Origin of the sequence: Caballeronia catudaia (genome assembly GCF_001544755.2) — a bacterium.
Classification (GTDB): Bacteria; Pseudomonadota; Gammaproteobacteria; order Burkholderiales; family Burkholderiaceae; genus Caballeronia; species Caballeronia catudaia.
Genome location: NZ_FCOF02000003.1, coordinates 159,645 through 184,741 on the forward strand (window position 1 = coordinate 159,645; position 25,097 = coordinate 184,741).

22 protein-coding genes are annotated in these 25,097 nt (G+C 63.8%); 10 read left to right on the top strand and 12 right to left on the bottom strand.

The genetic code is table 11. The features are described 5' to 3' along the window. Positions 1-172 precede the first annotated feature (172 nt). On the top strand, positions 173-1,222 hold the full coding sequence (locus tag AWB75_RS04625) for an FUSC family protein (protein ID WP_061123047.1): 1,050 nt from the start codon (positions 173-175) through the stop codon (positions 1,220-1,222). On the opposite strand, the gene AWB75_RS04630 is transcribed toward AWB75_RS04625, so the two are convergent. The 7 genes from AWB75_RS04630 to AWB75_RS04660 form a co-directional block, all read right to left on the bottom strand. Further along, entirely contained in the window at positions 1,219-2,367 is a 1,149-nt protein-coding gene (locus AWB75_RS04630) for a DSD1 family PLP-dependent enzyme (RefSeq protein WP_061122895.1), read from the bottom strand. The two genes, AWB75_RS04625 and AWB75_RS04630, sit on opposite strands and share 4 nt — an antisense overlap. A 93-nt stretch (positions 2,368-2,460) precedes the next feature. Then, the gene (locus tag AWB75_RS04635) at positions 2,461-3,678 is read right to left on the bottom strand and encodes a CaiB/BaiF CoA transferase family protein (RefSeq protein ID WP_061123048.1); all 1,218 of its coding nucleotides are present in this window, start codon (positions 3,676-3,678) and stop codon (positions 2,461-2,463) included. Between the two features lie 10 nt (positions 3,679-3,688). Next, on the bottom strand, positions 3,689-4,498 hold the full coding sequence (locus tag AWB75_RS04640; RefSeq protein WP_087086470.1) for an enoyl-CoA hydratase/isomerase family protein: 810 nt from the start codon (positions 4,496-4,498) through the stop codon (positions 3,689-3,691). Between the two features lie 58 nt (positions 4,499-4,556). Next, positions 4,557-5,852, bottom strand: a complete 1,296-nt coding sequence (locus AWB75_RS04645) for an MFS transporter (RefSeq protein WP_061122897.1) — start codon at positions 5,850-5,852, stop codon at positions 4,557-4,559. 250 nt (positions 5,853-6,102) lie between these two features. Further along, positions 6,103-9,141, bottom strand: coding sequence for an FAD-binding and (Fe-S)-binding domain-containing protein (locus AWB75_RS04650; RefSeq protein ID WP_061122898.1), 3,039 nt, complete (start codon positions 9,139-9,141; stop codon positions 6,103-6,105). 68 nt (positions 9,142-9,209) lie between these two features. Beyond that, complete coding sequence (locus tag AWB75_RS04655; protein WP_061122899.1) at positions 9,210-9,404, bottom strand: hypothetical protein; 195 nt, start codon at positions 9,402-9,404, stop codon at positions 9,210-9,212. Beyond that, positions 9,401-10,621 carry a pyridoxal-phosphate-dependent aminotransferase family protein gene (locus tag AWB75_RS04660; protein WP_061122900.1) on the bottom strand — a complete coding sequence of 407 codons (1,221 nt, stop codon included), beginning with the start codon at positions 10,619-10,621 and terminating at the stop codon, positions 9,401-9,403. Before AWB75_RS04660 ends, AWB75_RS04655 begins: the two co-directional genes overlap by 4 nt. 163 nt (positions 10,622-10,784) lie before the next feature. Here AWB75_RS04660 and AWB75_RS04665 point away from each other — a divergent pair, with 163 nt between their 5' ends. Continuing rightward, positions 10,785-11,540 carry a GntR family transcriptional regulator gene (locus AWB75_RS04665; RefSeq protein ID WP_061122901.1) on the top strand — a complete coding sequence of 252 codons (756 nt, stop codon included), beginning with the start codon at positions 10,785-10,787 and terminating at the stop codon, positions 11,538-11,540. Positions 11,541-11,604: 64 nt separating this feature from the next. Next, on the top strand, positions 11,605-11,967 hold the full coding sequence (locus AWB75_RS04670) for a hypothetical protein (RefSeq protein WP_061122902.1): 363 nt from the start codon (positions 11,605-11,607) through the stop codon (positions 11,965-11,967). Positions 11,968-11,981: 14 nt separating this feature from the next. Here the strand turns inward: AWB75_RS04670 and AWB75_RS38025 are convergent, their stop codons facing one another. Then, positions 11,982-12,149, bottom strand: coding sequence for a hypothetical protein (locus AWB75_RS38025; protein WP_200822921.1), 168 nt, complete (start codon positions 12,147-12,149; stop codon positions 11,982-11,984). A 145-nt stretch (positions 12,150-12,294) separates the two neighbouring features. On the opposite strand from AWB75_RS38025, the gene AWB75_RS04675 reads away from it, so the two are divergent. Both AWB75_RS04675 and AWB75_RS04680 read left to right on the top strand, forming a co-directional pair. Next, complete coding sequence (locus AWB75_RS04675) at positions 12,295-13,218, top strand: DNA-3-methyladenine glycosylase family protein (RefSeq protein WP_061122903.1); 924 nt, start codon at positions 12,295-12,297, stop codon at positions 13,216-13,218. 203 nt (positions 13,219-13,421) lie between these two features. Next, positions 13,422-15,401, top strand: a complete 1,980-nt coding sequence (locus AWB75_RS04680; RefSeq protein WP_061123049.1) for an ABC transporter permease family protein — start codon at positions 13,422-13,424, stop codon at positions 15,399-15,401. A 6-nt stretch (positions 15,402-15,407) separates the two neighbouring features. Here the strand turns inward: AWB75_RS04680 and AWB75_RS04685 are convergent, their stop codons facing one another. Beyond that, positions 15,408-16,556 (bottom strand): peptidyl-alpha-hydroxyglycine alpha-amidating lyase family protein, encoded by a 1,149-nt coding sequence (locus AWB75_RS04685; protein ID WP_061122904.1) that lies wholly within the window; start codon positions 16,554-16,556, stop codon positions 15,408-15,410. Between the two features lie 140 nt (positions 16,557-16,696). Between AWB75_RS04685 and AWB75_RS04690 the strand changes: the two genes are divergently transcribed. Beyond that, positions 16,697-17,113 carry a hypothetical protein gene (locus AWB75_RS04690; protein WP_061122905.1) on the top strand — a complete coding sequence of 139 codons (417 nt, stop codon included), beginning with the start codon at positions 16,697-16,699 and terminating at the stop codon, positions 17,111-17,113. A 57-nt stretch (positions 17,114-17,170) separates the two neighbouring features. Continuing rightward, complete coding sequence (locus AWB75_RS04695; protein ID WP_061123050.1) at positions 17,171-17,710, top strand: TetR/AcrR family transcriptional regulator; 540 nt, start codon at positions 17,171-17,173, stop codon at positions 17,708-17,710. A 1-nt stretch (position 17,711) separates the two neighbouring features. Here the strand turns inward: AWB75_RS04695 and AWB75_RS04700 are convergent, their stop codons facing one another. Then, on the bottom strand, positions 17,712-18,668 hold the full coding sequence (locus AWB75_RS04700) for a D-2-hydroxyacid dehydrogenase family protein (RefSeq protein ID WP_061122906.1): 957 nt from the start codon (positions 18,666-18,668) through the stop codon (positions 17,712-17,714). Between the two features lie 228 nt (positions 18,669-18,896). Here AWB75_RS04700 and AWB75_RS04705 point away from each other — a divergent pair, with 228 nt between their 5' ends. From AWB75_RS04705 to AWB75_RS04715, 3 genes are all read left to right on the top strand, one after another. Continuing rightward, a complete protein-coding gene (locus tag AWB75_RS04705; RefSeq protein WP_061122907.1) occupies positions 18,897-19,997 on the top strand; it encodes a hypothetical protein in 1,101 nt (366 codons plus the stop codon). A gap of 171 nt (positions 19,998-20,168) precedes the next feature. After that, positions 20,169-21,509, top strand: a complete 1,341-nt coding sequence (locus AWB75_RS04710) for a TAXI family TRAP transporter solute-binding subunit (RefSeq protein WP_407642120.1) — start codon at positions 20,169-20,171, stop codon at positions 21,507-21,509. 29 nt (positions 21,510-21,538) lie between these two features. After that, the gene (locus AWB75_RS04715; RefSeq protein WP_061122909.1) at positions 21,539-23,092 is read left to right on the top strand and encodes a phospholipase D family protein; all 1,554 of its coding nucleotides are present in this window, start codon (positions 21,539-21,541) and stop codon (positions 23,090-23,092) included. A gap of 30 nt (positions 23,093-23,122) precedes the next feature. Here AWB75_RS04715 and AWB75_RS04720 read toward each other — a convergent pair whose 3' ends face one another. Together AWB75_RS04720 and AWB75_RS04725 are read right to left on the bottom strand one after the other, a co-directional pair. Further along, the gene (locus tag AWB75_RS04720; protein ID WP_061122910.1) at positions 23,123-24,100 is read right to left on the bottom strand and encodes an aldo/keto reductase; all 978 of its coding nucleotides are present in this window, start codon (positions 24,098-24,100) and stop codon (positions 23,123-23,125) included. Positions 24,101-24,199: 99 nt separating this feature from the next. Beyond that, positions 24,200-25,096: a transglutaminase family protein gene (locus AWB75_RS04725; protein WP_061122911.1), complete on the bottom strand. Its 897-nt coding sequence runs from the start codon at positions 25,094-25,096 to the stop codon at positions 24,200-24,202. Between the last annotated feature and the right edge of the window lies 1 nt (position 25,097).

Below are 25,097 nucleotides of genomic sequence, written 5' to 3' on the forward strand. Positions count from 1 at the left end.
GGCGGTACGCGTGTTCTGCAAGCGAGAACATGCGCACCGCCTTGTTTCTCTTGTTCCTTTCTTCCGCTGATTCCCCGTCTTCCATCTCGCCTTGCACTGCATTGGCATAATGCAGTGCGCGCGCGTGTCGCGCCGTCGCTACCCCTTCCGTTTCAGCATCGAAAGAGACCGCATGACAGCGATCATTCGCACTCGACGCCGCCTGCACGCCTTCTTCGGCGCACCCGAAGCCAGACGGCTCCTGCGCACCCTGATGAGTTGCGCCATCAGTTACGGCGCCGCCCGCCTCGCCGCGCTGCCCGAAGGATACTGGGCGCTCATCACGACGCTCGTGATCGTGACGCAGCCGAGCCTCACGCAAGCCGTCGATACCGCGCGCGATCAGATCATCGGCGCATTCATCGGCGCGGTCGCCGGCGTGCTCGGCATCGTTGCGATGCAGCACGGCGCGGCGCCGCTCGCGGTCTTCACCATCGCTCTCCTGCCGCTTGCCGCGTTGAGTGCGAAGCGGCCTGCGTTCAGGCTCGCGTGCGTGACGCTCGTGATCGTCGTGCTGATTCCCGCGAGTCCGGGCTCGCCATACGAACGGCCGATGCATCGCGTGCTGGAGATATTGATCGGCGCGGCATCGTCGTTCGTCGTGTCGGCGCTGTGGCCGAATCGTGCGCTCGACGCCGCGCATCGCAGCGTCGCGGATACGTTGAGGAGCCTCGGCCAGTTGATCGGGCTGTACCTGTCGGGCGATCACGACGATGCCCGCGCACAGCGCCTCGAAACGCAAAGCACGGACGCGCAGAAAGCACTCGACGACGCGTTGAAGGAGGCCGAGCGCGAACACATCATCGTGCTCGTGCAGAATCGCCGCTCGGACGCCATCGACAAGGCCGCGCCCTTTCTGCGGCGTCTGCATAGCGATGCGCTGTTTCTTGCAAAGGCGGTATCGCGCCCGGACCGCGATGCCTGCGCGGCACGGCTCGGCGCGACGGGTCGCGAGCTACAGGCCTTGTTCGAGGCGCTCGCGAGCGTGCTCGCCTCGAATCGTCAGGACGATGCGAAGCTCGCGCGCGTGCGTTCTTCGGCGGGCGAGTTGAAGGCCATGCTCACGGCGCAAGAGCCGACGCACGGCGCGCAGCAAGTGGCGCAGTTCGTCGTCGGGTTGATCGTCGCGGATCTCGATGCGTTGATCGCGACGATCTATCCGCTCAAGGAACAGTCTGCCTAACGCGAGAGACCGCGCGCGTCGATCGGCCATATGTCCGTCACGCGCTCGCCGCGATAGCACACGTATTCGTCGTAGAGATTCACGGTCGGATCGCAATGTCCCGGCGGCAACAGGAGACGTTGGCCGACGAGCCGCGCGAAGTCGTCGTCGGGCGCGTGCTGCGCTTGCAGCATGCCGTGCTCGTCGTTTGCGGACACATAAGTCAACGCGGCCTCGATACTCGCATCGAGCCAATGCGCGCTGCGCGGCAAGCCCGAATCGACCGCGAGACCTTTGAGACCTGCATCGCATACGGCCATGCCGGGACGCGTCGCGCTCATGACCGTCGACAGCACGAAAAGGCTATGACGCCAGCGCAGTTCGCCGCTCCAGCCAATGCCGCCGTAGTCGCCGTCCATGAAGAGATACGAGCCGGGTTGCAGTTCGGTGAAGACGCCGCTGGCTGCATCGAATTCGACGGTGCCGGTGCCGCCGCCCGTCACGATGGCGCAACGCACGCCGCGTGCATCGAGCGCGCGGACATAGCGTGCGGCAATGTCCGCGGCGCGCTGCGCTTCGGTCTTGCGCGCACTCCAGTCGGCCACATGCTGGATGCCGCCGTGATAAGCCTGAATGCCCGCGAGCCTCAACGCGTTTTGCGCGGCGATGCCATCGACGAGTGCAAGCAGCGCGTCTTCGCTCGTCACGCCGCAGCGATGCTGACCGGCGTCGATTTCGGGCAGGACGTCGATCGTCACGCCGGCGCGCGCGGCCGCTTCGCCGAGTGCCCGCACTTGCGGCAACGCATCCACGCACACCGACAGCCGCACATGGGATGCGAGTTCGACGGCCATCGCCAGCTTGTCCGCGCCGACGAACTCGTTGCTCACATGAATGCTCGCAATGCCCGCCGCCGCGAATGGATAGGCCTCCGACAGCTTCTGGCAACACACGCCGACCGCGCCCGCTTCGATCTGACGCTTCGCGATCTCGCTGGACTTGTGCGCCTTGGCATGCGGCCGCAAGGCGACGCCATGTCGCGCCGCGAACGCGGACATCGCCGCAAGATTGGCGTCGAACGCGTCGAGGTCGAGCGTCAGGGAAGGCGTGGCGACGGATGCGAGCGTGTCGCCCACTCGGGCGGCGGGAGGAGGTGCGAGCGTCATGGCGAATCGTGGCGATGAAGTGGAATCAGGCATCGATCATAGCGCCGCATTTTGCATGACGAATGCATAAAACCATCCGCTCGCCCGTCGACGTCACGCCGGAACCTCGGTTTCGAGAATCGCGCCTTCGTCCTTGAGCGCCTGGATGCGCGCGTCGTCGAAGCCGTACTCGCCGAGGACTTCGCCGGTGTGCTGCCCGAGAAGCGGCGCGGGACGTGAGGCCTTCGTGCATCCCTCGGAGAAGTGAATCGGCAAGCCGATGCCGCGCATCGGGCCCGCGAGCGGATGCGCCGTCTCCACGATCATCCCCCGCGCGATCGCCTGCTCGTGCGACGACGCCTCGGGCACGCCAAGCACCGCGCCGCTCGGAAGGCCGATCTCGTCGAAGCTCGCGAGCCACTCGTCCGTGGTGCGCTCGGCGAGCCGCGCGCTCAGGATCTCGACCAGCGCCTCGCGATGCTTCAGGCGGCCCGCGTTCGTCTGAAAGCGCTGGTCATCGGCGATACCGGGAATGTTCAACACGCCGACGAGACGCTCGTAGTTGCTCTGATTCGCCGCGCCGATATTGACCCAGCCATCGCGCGTGCGAAACGCCTGATACGGCGCGCTCGTCGGATTCGCGGAGCCCGCTTTCGGCAATACGGTGCCGTCGGCGAAGTAGTTCGCGAAGGCCCAGTACATTTGCTGCAGGCCGGCTTCGAAGAGCGACGTATCGACCATCTGGCCAAGGCCAGTCGCCTGCTTGCGCGCATAGGCCGCGCTGATGCCGAGCGCCGCCAGAATCCCCGCGTTGATATCGGTGACGGGAGAACCCGCCTTGATCGGCGCCTGCCCCGGCTCGCCCGTCATGCTCATCAGGCCGCTCAAGCCTTGCGCGATCAGATCGAAGCCGCCCTTGTCGGCCATCGGCCCGCTGCGGCCATAACCCGATATCGCACAGTAAATGAGGCCGGGGTTCATCGCCTTGAGGCTTTCGTAGCCCATGCCGAGCTTTTCCATCGTGCCGCGCCGATAGTTTTCCGTCACGACGTCCGCGCTCGCGAGCATCTTCCTCAGCACTTCCTTGCCGCCTGCGGTCTTCAGGTTGAGCGCGATGCCCCGCTTGTTGCGGTTCACGATCATGAACGATGCCGATTCGCCGCTCGCGAGAATCGGTGCGAAACGCCTGCAATCGTCGCCATTGGGGATCTTTTCGACCTTGATCACATCGGCGCCCATGTCGGCGAGCATCATCCCGCAGATGGGCCCGGACATGATGTGCGCGAGTTCGATCACGCGCATGCCTGCAAGCGGTCCCGCGCCTGGTTTCATGTCTGTCATGTCAACGTCCCTTGAATTGCGGTTTGATCTTGTCGAGGAAAGCCTGATAGCCCGTGCGGAAATCCTCGGTGCCAAAGCAGGCGAAGCCTTCGTCGCGTTCCGCGTCGGTGAGCGGCGCGGGCTCCATCACGCGGCCCACGAACTGCTTGTGCCAGCGCGCGACGAGCGGCGCGCCGTCCGCGATGCGCCGCGCGGTTTCGTAAGCATGCGCGGTGACTTCGCCGTCTGCGACGACGCGCGTGACGAGTCCTTTCGCAAGCGCTTCCCGCGCGTCGAAGATGCGTCCTTCGAGAAGAATCTCGAGCGCGGCGGCGGGCCCCGCGAGACGCACGAGACCTTCCATTTCGGCATGCGCCATGACGAGGCCGAGGTTCTTGATGGGCACGCCGAAGCGGCTCGATTCAGCGCAGATGCGCAGATCGCACATCGCCGCGATTTCGAGGCCGCCGCCGACGCAGATGCCGTGGATCATCGCGACGATCGGATGGCGGCATTCGCGTAATGCATGCAAAGTGCGATGCATGATCGCGCCGTAGGCACGCGCCTGCTCGACATTGGCGCGATCCGTGCGGAACTCTCCGATGTCGTTGCCCGGCGAGAACGCCTTCTCGCCCGCGCCGCGCAGCACGATGCAGCGCAGCGAATCGTCGCCGGACAGCGTCTCGATGGTGTCGCCCAGCGAGCGCCAGAGATACTTCGTCATCGCGTTGAGCTTCTCGGGCCGGTCGATGACGACCGTCGCGATATCGCCGTCGCGCTCGATCAGAATGGATGGCTCGGCCACAGCGCCTCCTTGAATTGAATGCTGCATGCGTTATTCGATGCGGTTCAATGCATGCAAAATGCATCGAACCGCCGTGCTTGCACGATCAGACGAACTTGCGCGCGGGCGCCGGGTCGTCTTTTCCCTTGTCCTTTTCCTCTTCGAGCGCGCGGTCCGGGCGCATCGTGAACGAGAGGATGATGCCGACCGCCATCAGGATCATCGACACCGTGAATGGCAGGTTCCAGTTGCCGGTGCGGTCGATGAGCCAGCCGCCCAGTACCGGACTGATGATCGCCGCGAGCGCCGAGCCGGAATTCATGATGCCGGACGCGGTGCCCGCATGCTTCGGCGCGATATCCATCGGCACGGACCACATCGGGCCAATCGTCATCTCGTTGAAGAAGAAGCCGGCCGACAGGCACACGGCCACGAGCCCGATCGAGATATCGGAGATCAGCATGATCGGCGCGAGCGACAGCAGCGTCAGCGCCATGCACACGCCCACCATCACGTTGCGCGCGAGGCGCACGTTGCCGCTCTTTCTGAGGATGCGGTCCGTCACCGAGCCGCCGAGCCAGTCGCCGAGCACGCCCGCGAAGAACACGCCCGAAGCGAACAGCGCCGACTTGCCGAGCTGCATGTGATAGTTGTGCAGGAAGTACTGCGGGATCCAGCCGAGAAAGAGCCACAGCACCCAGCCGTAGCAGAAGTACACCGCGGTGACGGGCGCCATCCGCCCGAGCAGCGTGCGCCACGGCACGGGCGTGCGTTGCTTCACGCCCGAGTAAGTCGCGAGCGTCGCGCATTCGGTTTCCGTAATGCGCGGATGATCGCGCGGATTGTCGCGGAAGTAGAACACCCACGCCAACGCCCACAGGAAGCTGATGATCCCGGTGATGACGAACGCGCCGCGCCAGCTCGTCGCAACCATGAGCCAGACGATGAGCGGCGGCGCCACCGCATTGCCGATCCGTGATGCTGCATGCGTAATGCCTTGTGCAAAGCCGCGCTGGTCCGCGGGCATCCAGTTGGACATTGCGCGCGTCGCGGTCGGGAAGGTCGCGCCTTCACCGAGCCCGAGCAGCACGCGCGCGACGATCAGCGAAGCGAAGCCGCCCGCGAGACCGGTCAGCACCGTGGCGCCCGCCCAGATGATCGCGCACAGCGTGAGCGTGCGGCGCGGCCCGAAGCGGTCGCCCACCCATCCGCCGATGATCTGAAACACGAGATACGGATACGCGAATGCGGAAAACACGAAACCGACCTGCGTGTGCGAGAGGCCGAGTTCGACGCCGAACTGACTCGCCGCGGTACTGACATTGACCCGGTCGATATAGGTGATGAAATACATCGCGCATAGCAGCAGCAAAACGCGCGTGGTGGCTCGACGGAACATCATCGTCTCCTTGGTAACCGCGTGCGCGGGCCGACGCCTTCATCGTGGAATGGCGCCGGATGTCACGGCATGCGGAACTTCGCTTGGGTACGTCGGATGAAGGTTGCGGCTCGATAGGCGCGCTATTGCGTTCGGCGGCGCAGCTTGCGGATGCGTGGTTTGCGCGGTGATGTCATTGGCTTGTCTCCTGGTCGCGGCTCGTCACTGTCCGCTGTTTTGCATCGTTGAAAGAAAATCTCTCGTCTCGCTGTCGTCAGTCCTTTGCATCGAGCGCCATGTCGAGCACACGTGCGACATGCAGCGCTTCCCTTTGCGCGCCATCCGCGATCTGATGACGGCAACTCGTGCCGTCAGCGACGATCAGCGCATCGCGCGCCGCGCGCACGGCCGGCAGCAGCGACAGCTCCGCCATTGCCTGCGATGCGTCGTAATGCTCCGCTTCATAGCCGAAGCTGCCGGCCATGCCGCAGCACGATGACTCGATCGTCTTTACGTCGAGGCCGGGTATCCAGCCGAGCACTTTCTCGACGGGACGCACGGCATCGAACGCTTTCTGATGGCAATGTCCGTGCAACATCGCATTCGATCGATCGAGCGCCTTGAGCTTAAGTTTCAATCGCCCTGCCGCCTCTTCTCGCACGAGGAATTCCTCGAAGAGAAACGATGCCTTCGCGAGCTGTTTAGCGGCATCGCCATAGCCATAACCGAGGAACTCGTCGCGCAAGGAAAGCAGGCACGACGGCTCCAGTCCGACGATCGCCACACCGCGTTCGACATAAGGCATGAGCGCATCGAGCGCGCGGCGCGCTTCGGCCTTTGCTTCATCGACGAGACCGGCGGAGAGGAACGTGCGCCCGCAACATAGGGGCCGCTCCCCCGCCTTCACGTTGAGATGAACCGTGTAGCCCGCGGCTTCCAGCACGCGCTTCGCCGCACGCGCGTTGTCGGGCTCCATGTAGTTGTTGAAGGTGTCGACGAAGAGCAACACTTCATTGCTTAGCGATGCTGATGGCTTGCTCTGCGCGCCTTGCAGAAAAGGCTTCGTGAAGCGTGGCAACGCGCGTTGCGGCGCGAGGCCGATCTTCGTCTTGAGCCAACGTGCGACGTCTGGCATGCTTTCTTCGATTGCTTTCGACAAAGCCGGCATGCGGCTAGCATACGGCGCGTAACGCGGCAGAAAAGCGATCAGTCGCTCGCGCAGGCGCACGCCGTGACGCGCTGTCCACGCGGCGCGCGCCTCGATCTTGATGCGCGCCATATCGACGCCCGTCGGACAATCGCGCTTGCAGCCCTTGCACGATACGCACAGATCGAGCACGTCCTTCACGTCCCGACTGGCGAGGCCGTCATCGCCCAACTGTCCCGACAACGCCAGCCGCAACGTATTCGCGCGGCCACGCGTGAGATGCTGCTCGTCCTTCGTGATGCGATAGCTCGGGCACATCGTGCCCGCATCGAACTTGCGGCAATGGCCGTTGTTGTTGCACATCTCGACCGCTTTCGCGAGTCCGCCCGACAGATCGCCGCCCGAGCCAGGCGAGCCCTCTTCGCCCGTCAGCGGATCGCGCGTGACGTTCCATGCGGACCAGTCGAGACGCGGCGTCAATGCGCGTTCGCGATACGAAGGCGGAAAGCGGAAGTTGCTCGCATCGTCCATCTTCGGCGGCGCGACGATGCGATCCGGGCTCAACTGGTTCTCGGGATCGAAGAGCTGCTTGATATCCCGAAACGCCTCGTTGATGCGCGGACCGTACTGCCATGCGACCCATTCGCCGCGGCACAGACCATCGCCGTGTTCGCCCGAGAATGCGCCCTTGTATTCGCGCACCATCGCGGCCGCCTCTTCTGCGATCGCGCGCATCTTGATGGCCCCGTCGCGGCGCATGTCGAGAATCGGCCGTACATGCAGCGTGCCCACGCTCGCATGCGCGTACCACGTTCCTTCCGTTCCGTGCTTCCTGAAAACTTCGGTGAGACGGCTCGTGTATTCGGCGAGATGTTCGAGCGGCACCGCGCAGTCTTCGATGAAGGACACCGGCTTGCCATCGCCCTTCATGCTCATCATGATGTTCAGGCCCGCCTTGCGCACGTCCCACAGCGCCTTTTGCGCACCGGCGCCGGGCATCTGCACGACGGAGCCAGGCAAGCCGAGATCGTCCATCAGTTCGACGAGCTGCGCGAGCTTCGCGACTTGTGCGTCGCGATCCGCGCCCGCGAATTCGACGAGCAACACCGCTTGCGGCCGGCCGACCAGCGCTTTTTCGATGACGGGTTTGAAAGCCGGATTCGACATCGCGAGATCAATCATCGTGCGATCGACCAGTTCCACCGCGACGGGTCCGAGCTTCACGATGTGCTGCGTCATCTCCATCGCATCGTAGAAGCTCGGGAAGTTCACGACGCCCAGCGTCTTGTGCGCGGGCAGCGGTGCGAGCTTCAACGTCAGTTGACGGCTGAATGCGAGCGTGCCCTCCGATCCGACGAGCAGATTGGCGAGATTGGGCTCACCGTCGGCGCTGAAAGCAAGCGGACTCTGACAATCGAATAGATCGAGGTTGTAGCCGGCCACGCGCCGCAGCACCTTCGGTATGCGCTCGCGCATTTCCTGCTGTTCGCGCATCGCAATGCTGCGAATTCCGTCGACGAGATCGCGCGTGCGCGCTTCTATCGTCATGGTCGAGAGCCTGCCGAAAGCGGCTTCGTGACCATCGGCGAGGATCGCTTCGATCGCCTCGACGTTATGCACCATGATCCCGTATTCCATCGAGCGCGAGCCGCACGAGTTGTTGCCCGCCATGCCGCCGATGGTGCATTGCGCGCTCGTCGACACATCCACCGGAAACCACAGGCCATGCGGCTTGAGCCACGCGTTCAGATGATCGAGCACGACGCCCGGCTCGACCGTCACCGTGCGCGCGTCCTTGTCGAAGCGAACGATGTTGTTGAGCCACTTGGTCGTGTCGATGACGAGCGCCTCGCCCGTCGTCTGCCCGCACTGGCTCGTGCCCGCGCCGCGCGCAAGCACGCTTGCATGGCTATCGCGTGCGATCTGCAACGCGAGGCGCAAGTCGTCTTGATCTTTCGGCACGACGACGCCGAGCGGCATGATCTGATAGATCGATGCATCGGTGGCGTAGCGCCCGCGCGATGCGCGATCGAACAACACATCGCCCTTCAGTTCGCGCTGCAAGCGCGCCTGCAGCGGCGTCGGCGTGGACGCGAGCCGCGCACGCGCGGAAGCGGGCATCAGATGAATCGGCTTGACGAGCCGGTCTGTAGGGGAATTGAGCATCGTCGCTGTCGGGTGAGTGCCGGAATGTCGTGCGGACCTGGCCTTATGAATGCGTTATGCGTTATGCGTTATGCAATTCGACGGCAGGCAAACCCTCGATCACGCCGATCGCCGTGCTTATGCATGCCATCGGCGGGAAGCGGTGCGCCCTGAATCGGGCCATCGGGGCGCGCGCCTTCGGGCAAGGCGTCGAGCTTCGCGCGATGCGCGCGCGCCTCGACGAAAAGCCCTGCGAGCGCGTTGGCGTCGAATGCGGCGCTCATGCCGCCGCCTTCAGCGCGGGCTTCGCGACATGGCTGGTCAGATAGTCCATCGCCGCGGCGACACCGCTGCCCTTCAACTCGATGCCCGCGAGCTTCAGGCCCATTTCACAGCCGGTAAGCGCGGCCATCAGCGTGAGGTCGTTGCAATCGCCCAGATGCCCGATGCGGAACATGCGGCCCTTCAGCTTGCCGAGCCCCGTGCCGAGCGACATGTCGAAGTGTTCGTAAATGAGCTTGCGCACGGCATCGGCATCGACGCCTTCGGGCGTCATCACGCCCGTGAGCACCGGCGAATAGACGGACGGGTCCGCGCATTGGATCTCGAGTCCCCACGCGGCGACCGCCGCGCGGCACGCAGCCGCGAGCCGCTGATGGCGCGCGAACACGTTGTCGAGCCCTTCGCCCAGAATCATGTCGAGCGCTTCCGACAGGCCGTAAAGCAGGTTCGTATTCGGCGTGTACGGCCAGTAGCCCTGCTTGTTCATCTCGATGATGTCGGCCCAGTCCCAGAACGCGCGCGGCAGCCTTGCATGTTTCGATGCCTCGCGCGCTTTCTCCGATACCGCGTTGAAGCTGATCCCCGGCGGCAGCATCAAGCCCTTCTGCGAGCCGGAAACGGTCACGTCGACGCCCCATTCGTCATGACGATAGTCGGCGGATGCGAGACCCGAGATCGTGTCGACCATCAGCAGCGCGGGATGCGCCGCGGCGTCGACGGCGCGCCGCACCGCGGCGATATCGGAGGTCACGCCCGTCGACGTTTCGTTATGCACGACGCACACGGCCTTGATCGTGTGCTGCGTGTCGTCCCGAAGGCGCTTCTCGATCATGTCGGCCTGCACGCCGCGCCGCCATCCTTCGATGCCGGGCATGCCCAGAAACTCGGGCTTCAGTCCGAGGCTCTCCGCCATCTTCTTCCACAGCGTCGCGAAGTGGCCGGTCTCGTACATGAGCACCGTGTCGCCGGGACTCAAGGTGTTGCAAAGCGCCGCCTCCCATGCACCCGTGCCCGATGCCGGATAGATCACCACCGGCTGACCCGTCTTGAAGATCTTCTTGATGCCGTCGAGCACTTTCAGGCCCAGCGCGCCGAACTCCGGGCCGCGGTGGTCGATCGTCGGATAACTCATCGCCCGCAGGATGCGATCGGGCACCGGGCTCGGCCCCGGGATCTGCAGGAAGTGACGGCCAGCAGGATGAGAGTCGAGCTTCAGCATAGGTCCGCGTCCTCTATAATGTAATTTTGCATGCAAAATACAATAACGCAGCGAACCGGACGCGTAAAGGAATACATAGTCCGAATGGCCTAGGGATAACCCGCTGGCGGTTTTTTCCACAAGCGCTGGGCTAAAATTGCAGAAAACGAATTCGAGGTATTGAATGCAAAATCCCGATTTGCCAGAAGCACACGTTTCGTCCGCGCTGCCGAAGCTGGAGCGGCTTCGTCTGCATGACACCGTCGTCGATCATCTGCGCGGCTTCATCGTCGAGGGCTTGCTCGCGCCCGGCGTGAAGCTCAACGAGCGCAAGCTGTGCGAGACGCTCGGCATTTCACGCACGCCGCTGCGTGAGGCGCTGAAGGTGTTGGCCGCTGAAGGCCTGATCGATATCTCGCCGAACCGTGGCGCGTCGGTATCGCAGATGAGCGAGTTCGAAATCCGTGAGATGTTCGAACTGATGAGCGGACTCGAAGCGTTCTCCGGCGAGCTGGCGTGCGAGCGCATTACGCCGATCGAGATCGCCGAGATCAAAGCGCTGCATTACGCGATGCTCGCGTGTCGCGCGCAAAACGACCTCTCCGGCTACTACAGCCGCAATCAGGCGATTCACGACAAGATCAACGAGGCCGCGCGCAATACGGCGCTACGCCAGACCTACATTTCGATCAACCGGCGTCTGATGGCGCTGCGCTTCCGCTCCAACTTTCAGACGCCGAAGTGGGACAGCGCCATTCGCGACCACGAAGAGATGATCGAGGCGCTCGAAACCCGCGATGCCAGGCGCATGGGCGACATCCTGCGCAAGCACTTGCTGTCCAAGCGCGATGCGGTGCTCGCCGAGCGCACTTTATTCACGGTGAAACCCGACACGCCAAAAAAGCGCGCGGCGAACAAGTCGCCGCAGGATGAGCGCTAGCGAATAGTACGATCGCTCATTTCCCCCGAAAGTAAGGCGTCAGAGCCTTCGATCGGGGGAGACAATGAACAAGATTCGAAGGGTAGGCACCGCGCTCGGCGCGGTGCTCGTCATCGCGGGGTTTTCTTTCTATCACTCACCGGACTTCGACACTTCGCAGGCCGCAATGGACCGCGCGACAGTCGATTGCCTCGCACGCGAACTGACGCACGACGAGAAGGCCCGCATCGCCCGGCTCACCGCGGTGCATGACCGCGAGAGCATCGATCCCGTTTACGCCGATTCGCTTGCGCGCTGCGTCGTGCGCTCCGATCAATGGGACCGCAGCCCGCAACTGGTCGCGAGCGCGCGCCACCTGCTTTCGCAGGATCCCGAGTTCAAGCGCTTGCTCAACGCGCGCTCGATGGAACTGGCGCAACGTCCCTGATCCGGGCGCGTCGCTCAAGCCGTGAGTCCGCTTCCCGCGCCGATCCGAACCTGGCCGCGCGTGTTTGCCACATGCGCGCTCAAAACGGCGAACTCGTGCTGCGTATAGCGCGTGACCGGCGCGACGGCCGCCAGCGCGGCGACGATGACGATGGCGACGATGCTGATCGAGAAGACGTTCATGTCCGGCTCCTTGTGATATTGACTATTGCTGCTGGTTACCTGCTGCCTATGTGAGGCATTGTGGCCGCCGAGACTTAGCGAGGAATGAGCGCCTGCCGGAGTAAGATCGGCATGCATTCGACCATCGCGCAAATCGGCATTCAAAATGCATTCGACATTCGACACATCGACCGCCACGCTCGAGCTTCCCTTCCGGCGGCCTTTCGACTGGGCGCGCATGCTCAAATTCATCGGCGGGCGCGCATCGGCGGGTGTCGAGTCGGTCGAGGACGGGGTGTATCGGCGCGCCATTGAATGGCGCGGCGCGGACGGCACCGTCGAAGTCCGGCAGCACGAACGCAAGCATCGGCTCGTCGTGAGCGTCGAGGGCGCCGTGGCGCGCCATGCGGACGAACTCGCCGCGCCGATCGCGCGCATGTTCGACCTGCACGCCGATCCGCGCGAGATCGCCCGCTGCCTCGCCGGCGATCCGGTGCTCGCACCGCTCGTGGAAGCCGCGCCCGGCCTGCGCGTGCCGGGCGCGTGGTCCGGCTTCGAGCTCGTGGTGCGGACCATCGTCGGGCAACAGGTGAGCGTGAAAGGCGCGTCGACGATCATGAACCGCATCGTGCAGCGCGCGGGCAGAAGGATCGAAGGCCATCCGCACGAAGGCACCGCATGGCGCTTTCCGACGCCCGCCGAACTCGCCGCCGCCGATCTGGACAAGATAGGCATGCCGACGAAGCGCATTGAGACCGTGCGGCGCTTTGCACAGGCGGTCGCGACGGGCGCGCTGCCGCTCGATGAACCGGGCGCCGATCCCGAGTTCGTCAAACGCGAGATGCTCGCGATGCCGGGCATCGGGCCGTGGACCGTCGGCTATGTCGCGATGCGTGCCCTGCGCGATTCCGACGCGTGGCCCGACGCCGATCTCGTCCTCATGCAATCGATAGCGCGGCGCGACCCGTCGCTCGCCAAGCCTGCGCAGCAGCGCGCTCGCACCGAACGCTGGCGTCCGTGGCGCGCTTACGCGGCGATGCACCTGTGGAACGGCGTGGCGATGGAAACCGGGCTTGCGCGCGGCGGCTGATATTGCATGCATTCGACCGTGCGTGCATCTTGCATGCAAGATCACGCATGCAAAATGCCATCGGCACATGCTGAACGCCTTCGGGCGATCATTTCGTTCCGCCGGCTCAAAAATGAACTAATCTGCATCGAGCGGCTTGAGGCGCGGATGCAGGAACAAGCACAGCGCGCAACGGTCGAGACATGAAGAAGCGGGAGACGCTCATGAACGCATCATCCCCCGACGCGCAAGCGGCACCCACGCCCGATGTGCCGATCGCACCGCGCGTGCAGAAGATCGTCGTCGCGATACATGGCATCGGCAATCAGTTGCATAGCGACACGGTGCGGTCGGTGGCGAGCCAGTTCGGTGCGCGCTACGACCCGCCGTTGCCGGTCATGCCGCTCGGTTATTTCGATATCGCGGGCGTCGGCGAAGTGGACGTGCGTCAACTCGATCTTCCACCGGGCGGTCCTTACACGCCGGAACAGCGCGAGTTCTATTCCGCGCTCGGATTCGCCGAAGTGTATTGGGCCGACATTCCGCGCGAAGTCGTGAAGCAGGACGACACGCTCGAAGAAAGCAAGGCGTGGGGCCTCTCGATCGTGAGCCGCGCGCAAGCGGCATACATGCTCAACGTCGACGAACGCAAGCTCGAACCCGACGATTTCTCGCTGGCGTCCGGTGTCGTCGAGGAGATCGTCGAGACCGTGGCCGTCATGCAAAGCCTGCTCGCGGTCGCGGAGAAAGCCGGCATCTTCAAGTTCGATCTCGCGCCGATGCTGCGCGACTATGTCGGCGACGTGCAGCTCGTCGCGGATTTCAAGCAGCATCGCGACACGATCGTATTTCGTTTTCATCGCGTGATGGAGCGGCTCGTCGCACTCGTCACCGCGCGCTGCCAGTGCGCTCCCGAGGTGTATATCGTCGCGCACAGCGAAGGCACCGTGATCAGTTTTCTCGGCATTTTGCAGGCCCTTTCCGCGCCGACGGTGCACAATCCGAAAGACAGCAACGACGTCATCAGCACGGACTGGGTGCAAAGCTTGCGCGGCTTCATGACCATCGGCTCGCCGATCGACAAGCACATCCTGTTGTGGCCGAAGCTATGGGAAGGCATGGCGCTGAAAAGCGAACTGCAAGGCGACGCAGTCACGCAGGTCGAGCGCCCCGGCGGCCCGATGACGCTGCCCTCGCGCATCAGGTGGCGCAACTACTACGACTACGGCGACCCCGTGGGCTTCGCGCTCGATACCGCGCGCGCCTATCTCGATCATCGCGGCTGCCGTGCGTTCGAATTCGAGCCGTCGCATGACATCGGCTTTTCGCGCTACTGGCTGCCCGGCAAGGCGCACACCGACTATTGGACCGATGACGAGGTCTTCGGTCACTTCATCGAAAACGTCGTGTTCGGCGGAAACACCGCAAAAGCCCCGCAAAACAGGCGTTTTCGCAGCACTATCGGCACGGCGATTCCCTATCTGCTGAGCTTCGCGCTGCATCTGCTCGCGGTGTTCTTCATCTACAAGGCGGTCACGGCGTCGTCTGATTCCGGCGCGGGCGGAACGAGCACCACGCCCGAGTTCATCTATCTCACGCGCTCGGTGTTCGCGCTCGCCTGCCTGTTGATGGGCACGACGGTCGCAGCGCGGCTTCCGCGTCTCGTGAAAGCGCGCGGCGCGAAACGCACGAGTGCGTGGCTGCGCTGGCGCATCGTGGCGCTGCTCGCGTTCGTCGCGGGTGCAGCGATCTTCTGGTTCGTATTGATCAGCGGCGTGGCCGCGTTTCTCGCGAGCCCGTTTGCGGATCTGCTGCATCGCGATGTCGCCGATCCCGTCGTCGGCAAAGCGGTCTTCGTGCTCGCCGCGCTCGTATGCGCGATAAGCGGCTGGCTCGCGCCACGCAAGCCGCGTATCGGCCGGCGTGTGCTCGTCACGCTCGGTGCGCTGATGATGGCGCTGATCGTCGGTGTGCGGCTCTGGGGCGATCTGGCGGGCAAGCCGCTATGGCCCGTCGTGCTGGGCGGCGCGTTCTTTCTGTATGGGTGGTGGCTCGCGATTCTGATCTTCGATCTCGCGTTCGTATGGCATCGCTATGTGCGCAATTCGGTCGCGCTCGATACGCTGCGTTCGTGGCGCGAGAATCGTTGCGATGCACAGCCCAGGCCGATCATGTCGATGCGGGCGAAGGCCGCGCCCAAGTGATATGGATCACGCATGCAGCACGAGCTTTTGCACGCGCCAGTTGAGCAACTCGGCGACGTACAACGTATTCTCGGCCGGACACGCCATTTCATGAATCCATCCGAACTGCTTCAACTGTTTGCCGGACCGCCCGAGCACGCCGAGCAGCTTGCCATCGAGCGATAGCTTGTAGATGCGTCCGGGAAACGCATCGGAGCAATACAAAACCTGATTCGGTCCCGGCGATATGCAAATGGCCCAAGGCGAACCCGGTGCGAACGTGCCCGCTGCAATCGCGGCTTCATCGGGCATATTGCCGATAGCCGGACGCGCATCGGGCGGCACGGGCACGTCGATCGTGAATTGACGCTGGAAATTGCCTTCGCCATCGAAAACCTGAATGCGGCGATTGCTGCGATCGGCGACATAGACCATGCCGTTCGCATCGACGGCGATGCTGTGCGGCGTATGAAACTGTCCCGGCCCCTTGCCGCGCTCACCCCATGATTTCAGCCAGTTTCCGTCGCGGTCGACCTTCGCGACGCGCGAGTTGATATAGCCATCGCTGATATAGGTATTGCCCGCCGCATCCCACGCGACATCGGTCACCTGACGAAAGCGCCCGGGCTCGGAAGGCAATGGCGGATTCGGATGCTTGAGCGGCGCGGTCTCTTCGTCCGATGCTTCCTGCTTGCGGCCGAATACCATCGCGACGCGCCCTTCCGGCGTGAACTTGATGATCATGTCCGAGCCCTTATCCGTGACCCAGACGTTGTCCTGCCGATCCACCTTCACCGTATGCGCGAACGACCACGCATACAGGTTATGGCCGATCTCGCGCACGAAACGCCCATTGCGATCGAATTCGAGCAACTGGGCCGCGGCCGCGCCATAAGCGGGACCGGTCGTATTGCCGCGCGAAAGCACGAAGATATGCCCCGCCGAATTGAGCGCGACGCCGGAGCATTCGCCGAAATACACGTCGCGCGGCAGGCGCACGGGATCGGGAACGGAGTCGTAGGGAATGGACGGCACGTCGCTGTCGGCATATGCGAGCTGCGGAAAAAGCGCGAGCGCGGCAGCGCCCTGGCCCGCGAGCGCGAGAAACGCGCGCCGGCTTGCACTGCCCGGCGCGGTGTCGCAACATGGGCAATACATCGAATGTCGAAGACTCATCGTTACCCTCCTCTTGTTCGTCGCCTGCAATGATGAACGTCGATGGCCGGCCTGCTTCGCGATGCGAGAGGAAGTGTAGTGCATGAATCGCCCGATACGCACGCCCGTGTTTTCATCTCTTTCAAAGCTGAAAGGACATCATGACCGAATCGTGGCAATACCAGATTCGAATCCGGCTCGCGCCCGACCATGCGGTATTGGCGCGTCGCGACCCGTCGAATGAAAAGCTCGCGGCGATCAACGCGCTGCTCATCAGGCACGATGCTCTGATGAAATGCCAGTACGACGCGTTCGCCGATTACGTGGCGCAAGCGGAGCGCGATGGCATCGAGCGTTATCCGCTATATCGATGGACGCGCGAAACCATCGAGAATCCCGCGAAAAAAGCCAAATATCTCGAAGCGTTCACGCTCTACGTGAATGGCGACGAAGTCTATGACAAGGCGCTTGCCGATGCACTCGAAGCCGATCTCCGATCACTCGGCAGCGATGCGATCCTGGATATCCGCAAGTTCGACACCAATCCCGCGCATAACCCGCAGCCGCCTTCAGGTTGACGCGATGCATGGCGCAGGCTAAGGTTGGTAAATCAACCAAATCACGGATTGCGCCTCGTGCAGGATCGCCGACAGACCATACTCGAAGCCGCGCTCGATACATTGCGTGAAGAAGGGTATTCGGGCTTTACACAACCGCGCGTGGCGGCGCGAGCGGGCATGCGCCAAAGCCACCTGACCTATTATTTCCCCACGCGCCTCGCATTGATCGAAGCCGTTGCGCGCGCCGCGATCGATGGCCAGCTTGCCGCCGTCGATGCCTTCGCGGGCGAAGCGTCGCCCAAGGTCACGGCGGCATCCATCGCCAACGTCGCGATGCGCCATGAAAACACGCGCGTGCTGATGGCGCTCGCGCAAGCCGCCGACGAAGAGCCGACCATTCGCAACCTGTTTCGCGAACTGGCCGAAGGCGTCGCCGTGCGCATCACGCGCATGCTCGAAGCTATGGGCCTCGTCGTCACGAAGGAGCATGTTGCGATGGTGCACGCGCTCGTCGTTGGGCTTGCGGTCATGGATCTCGCCATGGGACGTCCGGACGGCAAGCGCCGCGCGAGCACGGCCATCGAGACGCTGTTTTCTTTGCTGTCTCCGAAGTGACTCAGGCCTTGCGCGCATCCAGCCATTCGACGATGTTGCGCACCGTATCGCCATAGAAGGTGCGATACAACTCCTCCGACACATAACCGATATGCGGCGTCGCGAGCACGTTCGGCAGCGAACGCAGCGGATCGTTCGCGGCGAGCGGTTCTTCGTCGTACACGTCGAGGGCCGCGCCCGCGAGTTTGCCCGAGCGCAATGCATCGACGAGCGCGGCGCTGTCGACGAGAGGCCCGCGCGATGTGTTCACGAGACGGCTCGTCGGCTTCATCTGCGCGAGCTCGTTCGCACCGACGAGATGATGGGTGCGCTCGCTGAGACGCAAATGAATCGAGAGCACGTCGGAGGTGTTGAAGAGCGTGTCTTTATCGACGAGCTCCACGCCCTTTTCTTCCGCGCGCTCGCGTGTGAGGTTCTGGCTCCACGCGATCACGTTCATGCGAAACGCTCGGCCGATCACGCCGACCGCCGATCCCACGCGCCCGAGACCGAGCAGCCCGAGCGTCTTGCCGGCCAGTTCGGCGCCGAGCGCGGTCTGCCAGCCGCCGTCTCTGAGCGAGCGGTTTTCGGCGGGAACATGACGCATCATCGCGAGAATCAGCGCCCATGTGAACTCGATCGTCGGCGTCGACTGGTAGCCCGTGTGCCGCACCTCGACGCCGCGTGCTGCGGCCGCATCCAGATCGATCGATGCATTCGCCGCGCCTGTCGATGCGATCAGCTTGAGATTCGGCAGGCTCTCGATGATGTCGCGCGGGAACGGCGTGCGCTCGCGCATCGCGCAGACGATATCGAACGGGCGCAGGCGTTCGAGCAACGCGTCGCGCCCGGCGACGTGATCATTGAACACGGTGATGTCGGCGCGCCCGGCGAGCGGCGACCAGTCGGCCATCGAAAGCGCGACGTTCTGATAGTCGTCGAGGACGGCGACTTTGATCGGAGTAGACGTGGTGGGCATGGTGGTGTCGTTTGTTGTGAGGAATGACCCTGGGAGCGAAGCCATGAGTGTGACGCAATGCGCCGATTCATGTCGCACACGTCCCGCAGCACCTTATGCCGCAAGGCATTACGCACGTGACATGACTTGAAATAAGTTGCCGCGGGACTTCGCCCGGACGTTTATTTATAGTCACTTCCGTCGCCACACGAAACGCAACGTGGCCTAAGGAACCGAGAAGGACATCCCGTGAAAAACGAATCGACTTTCGCTTCAAACGTCCGCGTTGCGTCTTCCTCCGACGCGGCTTCCGGCAAGCGCCGCACGCGTCATCTGCTCGTGATCGCAGCGGCGGCCGCCCTCACGCTCTGCAGCAGTTCCGCGTTCGCCGGCTGGGCGCGCGGCGGCACGGCCTACACGGGTCGCGGCGAATACCAGGGCGCGCATGTCGGCTCGTGCGGCGGCGGCAGTTGCTCGCATGCGGGCGGTGTCGAAAATCCCTGGGGCCGCGTCGCCACCAACTCCGGCACCGTGACGCGCACCGCGCCGGGCCAGTTCTCCAACTCCGGCACGGCCTACGGCCCGAACGGCCGCTCCGTGCAGCATGCGGGCGACACGAGCTGCGCAGGCGGCAGCTGCTCGCACACCGGCAGCGCGACCGGCCCGAACGGCAAGACCGCGACCGGCAGCGATACCGTGACGCGCACGGCGCCCGGCCAGTACAACTCGTCGGGCTCGGTGACGGGGCCGAACGGCAACACGTCGACGCACTCGGCATCGACGAATTGCGGGGGCTACACGTGCAACCGCTCGGGCACGGTCAACACGGCGAACGGCAGGACCGTGACGCATGCGGGCAGCGCGACGAGCGTGGCGCCGGGCGTGGTCACCACGTCGGGCAGCGCGACGGTCACCAACGGCTCGCACAGCACGACGGTCATCGGCGGCGGCAGCACGGTGACATCGAGCACGACGGTCGCGGTCGCGACGGCGCCGGTCGTCACGGGTACCACGGTGATCGCGGCGCCGGTGGTCGTGCCGCCGCCCCCGCCGCCTTCGGCGACCGTGGTGGTCGCGCCGCCTCCGGCTCCGTCGACGGTCGTGGTGACGCCGCCGCCGCCCTCGTCGACTGTCGTGGTGACGCCGCCCCCGCCGCCGCCCGCGAAGACGGTCTATGTCGCGCCGGTGCCCGCCAAGACCGTGTATGTCGCGCCGAAGCCGCCCGTGAAGACCGTGTACGCCGCGCCGCCCCCGCCGCCCGTCAAGACCGTCTACGTCGTGCCGCGTCGCGCGATCTGGGTTCCGGGCCACTTCGTCGGCGCAGTGTGGGTGCCCGCGCACTGGATCTGAACGGGCATCATCGGAATCGAAAGGCCGGCCGCCTGCGCGCCGGCCTTGTCGTTTATTCGGCATACGGCGTTACACTGCCAGTCAACGCGGCTTCCGGCACAGGCACGACATGCTCCATGTCTTTCGCGACACGCAGGCAGTCAAGACCCTCCGCTCATGATGAGGGATCGCATGAAGCGCCCGCATCTGCCTCGCGATCATGCCAAAGGCGTCCTGCACGACATCACGTGGACCGCCGGTCCGGTCGTGCTGATCATTGCGATCATCGTCGCGCTCGTGTACTGGCTCGTCGATCCCGCGCCGCCCCGGACCATCACGATGAGCGCGGGACAGACCGACAGCTCGTTCTATGTCATCTCGCAGGAATACGCGAAGATTCTCGCGCGCAATGGCATCACGCTGAAGGTGCTGCCTTCGGATGGCTCGGTGCAGAACCTCGAACGCCTGCTCGATCCGAAACAGCATGTCGATCTCGCGCTCGTGCAGGGCGGCATCGCGACGAAGGAACAGGCGTCGCAACTGATGTCGCTCGGAAGCGTGTCGTATGTGCCGCTCGTCGTGTTCTATCGCGGCAAGGGGCTCACGCTGCTGTCGCAACTCGAAGGCAAGCGCATCGCGATAGGCCGCGAGGGTAGCGGCACGCGCATGCTGTCGCTGAAGCTCCTGGCGGCGAACGGCATCTATCCGGGCGACCAAACGCAACTGCTTCCCACCGATGGCCTGCAAGCCGCTACCCAGCTCGTCAGCAACGAAGCCGACGCGGTGTTTCTTTCCGGCGATTCGGCCACGCGCGGCCTGATGCTGCGCCTGCTGCACGTGCCCGGAATCTCGGCGATGGACTTCAGGGAAGCGCGCGCCTACACGCGCCTTTTCCCGTATCTCGACGAGATCGAATTGCCGCCCGGCGTGCTCGATCTCGGCCGGCGCATTCCGCCCGAGACGGTGCATCTGATTGGCCCGACGGTCGAACTGGTCGCGCGGCAAAGCCTGCATCCGGCGCTGTCCGATCTGCTCATCGAGGCCGCGCAGGAAGTGCACGGCACGGCCGGCCTGCTGCAACGCGCGGGACAGTTTCCAACGCCTGTCGCGCACGAGTTTCCGATCAGCGAGGACGCAAGCCGTTATTACCGCTCGGGCAAGAGCTTCCTGTATCGCATGCTGCCGTTCTGGCTCGCGAACATCGCGGATCGCGCGCTCTTGCTGTTGCTGCCCGTCGCGGTGCTGATCTTTCCGGCGCTGCGTCTCGTGCCCGCGATGTATCGATGGCGCGTGCGCTCGCGGATCTATCGCTATTACGGCGCGCTCATCGCGGTGGAACGCAGCGCCATGCGCGTCACGAACGAAGAGGAGCGGCGCGCGCTGCTCGTCGAGCTCGACTACATCGAGGAATCGCTCGACACGCTCAGGCTTCCGCTCGCCCATGCCGATGCGCTCTACGTCCTGCGTGAGCATGTCAGTTTCGTGCGGGCGCGATTGCGTGAAGGGTCGCGTCGCGAGAAGAGCATGCCTTAGCGCCGCACCTGCCGCACGGAGAGCACACGATGAGACTGCGTAGCTGGTTCATTGCATTGACGCTGCTGATGACGGCTTGCGCGAGCCTTCCCCCGCAAAGCGGACGCATGCAGACTCACGCCTTGACCGATACCGCGAACACGCGCCTCGGCATGGCGTTCGCATCGAGCGAAGCCGCGCATCCCGGCGACAACGCGTTTCACTTGCTCGTCGACGGCATGGACGCGCTCATCGCGCGCGTGATCCTGAGCGAGCGCGCGGAGCGCACGCTCGATCTCCAGTACTACATCTGGCATGGCGATCTGACGGGCCGCGAGATGGCCGCATCCATCATGCGCGCCGCCGATCGCGGCGTGCGCGTGCGCCTCTTGCTCGACGATCTCGGCACCAATGCCGACGATCAGTTCCTGCTCGCGCTCACATCGCATCCGAACGTGCAAGTGCGTCTCTTCAATCCGGTCGCGAGCCGCACGTTCAAGACACTCGGGTCCGCGGTCGAGTTCTTTCGCGTGAACCGGCGCATGCACAACAAGGCGTTCATCGCGGACAACGAGGCTGCGATTCTGGGTGGACGCAATATCGGCGACGAATATTTCGGTGCGTCGAGCACGGTCTCGTTCGGCGATCTCGATGTGCTCGTGCATGGGCCTGTCGTGCGCGAGGTATCCACCGCATTCGACCTGTACTGGAACTCGGATGCGGCATATCCCATCGAGAATCTGATGGGACGTCATGCCGATCCCGACGCGCTCGCGGACTATCGCAAGAAGCTCGACGCGTACTTGTTGTCGGAGCAGCACTCGCCTTATGTCGCGCAAGTGCGCGAACGCCTCGCCGATGTGATTCGTGCGCACGACACCGCATTCTCGTGGGGCAAGGCCACCCTGCTCTACGACGATCCCGCGAAAATCACCCGCGCGCCCGGCGACACGGAAGGGCATCTGATGTCGCAATTCAGGGCCCTGAATCTCGCGCCCGAGAAGGACATGCTGATCGTGTCGCCATACTTCGTGCCGCGCAAGGAAGGCGTGCAATGGCTGCGCTCGATGACATCGCGTGGCGTGCGCGTCACCGTGCTGACGAATTCGCTCGCCGCCACCGATGTCGCGGCGGTGCATGCGGGCTATCAGCGCTATCGCCGGGATATGCTCGAAGCGGGCGTGAACCTGTATGAGCTGAAACCCATCGCATCGCCCGATAACGACAAGACCACGAAGAAGTCGACGTTCGGATCATCGAAGGCGTCGCTGCATGCGAAGACTTATGTGTTCGATCGCAAGCGCATCTTCATCGGCTCGATGAATCTCGATCCGCGCTCGGTCGAGTTGAACACGGAGATAGGCGTGTATTGCGAGAGCGAGGCCGCGGCCGCGCAAGTGGCGGATGGCATCGGGAGCAATATCGATCGTATCGCGTGGCGTGTCGAACTGCGCGATGACGGCAATGGCGGCACGCGCATGGTGTGGATCGATACCGCTGCAAACGGCGACACGACCGTGCTCGACACGGAGCCGGACGTGTCTGCATTCAAACGCGCGGGCATCTGGATGCTCGGCCTTCTGCCGATCGAATCGCAGTTGTGAGCCGCGTGCGTGCCGGCGTTCGATGCGTCATCACTTGAAGCCGGAAACCGCATGCGGCACATACGGCGCTTCGAGCTGCGCGATCTCCTCCGCCGTGAGATTCAGCGATAGCGCCGCGACCGCATCGCTCAGATGATTCGGCTTCGATGCACCGACGATCGGCGCGGTGACCGGCGCCTTTTGCGCGACCCACGCGAGCGCGACCTGCGCACGCGGCACGCCGCGCGCCTGCGCCACCGCGGCGACGGCTTCGACCACGGCGCGATCCGCGTCGTCGGTGCGATACAGCGTGCTGCCGAAGGCGTCGGATTCCTGTCGCGCGCTCGTCGTATCCCAGTCGCGCGTGAGACGGCCGCGCGCGAGCGGGCTCCACGGCAGCATGCCGATGCCCTGATCCTTGCACAGCGGCATCATCTCGCGCTCTTCCTCGCGATACAGCAGATTCAGATGGTTCTGCATCGTCCTGAACTCGGTCCAGCCATTCGCGCGCGACGTGTAAAGCGCCTTGCTGAACTGCCACGCATACATCGACGATGCGCCGATATACCGCGCCTTGCCCGCCTTCACGACATCATGCAGCGCTTCGAGCGTTTCCTCGATCGGCGTCCTGTAATCCCATCGATGAATCTGGTACAGATCGACGCAATCGGTGCCGAGACGCTTCAGGCTGTTATCGATCTCGTTGAAGATCGCCTTGCGCGATAGTCCCGCGCCGTTCGGGCCGGGACGCATGCGATTGAACACCTTCGTCGCGATCACGATGTCGTCGCGCTTCGTGAAATCGCGCAACGCACGGCCGACGATTTCCTCCGATGTGCCGTCGGAATAGGTATTGGCCGTGTCGAAGAAATTGATGCCCGCTTCCAGCGCTTGCCTGATGAGCGGACGGCTCTTTTCCTCATCGAGCGTCCAGGGATGCGTGCCGCGATCGGACGCGCCATAGGTCATGCAGCCAAGACACAAACGCGACACGTCGAGACCGGTCGAGCCGAGTTTCACGTATTCCATCGGGTGGATCTCCTTGCAGAATGAAAGGGCATGCGCTCCGCGCATGAGCGACCAAACCCTGAACATTAACGCAGGATCGCGCGGCGCGCTGTGTGATGCTCAAAGCGCCAGCACATTCACCGCGACATCGACATGATGCGCCCCACCCCCGAGGATCATCCCCCGCAGCAATGACACATCGCTGTAATCGCGCCCTGTCGCGAGCGTGACGTGATCCAGATCCGCGAGCACGTCATTGGTCGGATCGAGATCGATCCATCCGCTTTGCGGGCAATGCACCGACACCCACGCATGCGACGCGTCCGCGCCGATCAGACGCGCATGTCCCGGCGGCGGATCGTTGCGCAAATAGCCGCTCACGTAACGCGCCGGAAGCCCAAGCGCACGCAGGCAACCGATCATCACCTGCGAGAAATCCTGACACACGCCATGACGCAGATCGAACGCGCGCGACGCGGGCGTATCGAACGCGGTGACCGAAGGCCGGTATTCGAAATCCGCATGAATGCGATGCATCAGATCGATAGCGCCTGCAACGAGCGGCGTGCCTTTATTGAAACTCGATTGTGCATAGTCGCGCAATTCATGATCGAGCGAGACGTTGGGCGATGCGTAGCAAAACTCGCTTTCCGGATGAAACGATCCGCCCGCGCGATAGCGCAACCGTTGCGCGACTTCTTCCCAGGGCGGCGTCGCGCCAGCGTCGAGCGAACGCCAGCGCGGGGTCAGGCGCACCGTGGTCTCGCTCGTCATCGAGAGGCGTTCATGCGGTGCATCGAGCGAAAAGTACAGCACGTCGTTGCCGAATGCATCGACACGGCTATGCACGTACGACGGCACCGGCTCGATGCGTTCCGTATGCGAGATCACCTGCTGCCACGGGCAATGCAGCGGACGGATGGTCGCGAGATGCTGAGCGATCTCGACGGGTGTCGAGTAGCGATACGTCGTGCGATGCGTGACCGCGAGCACGGTGTCGTTCGCACTCGGACTCATG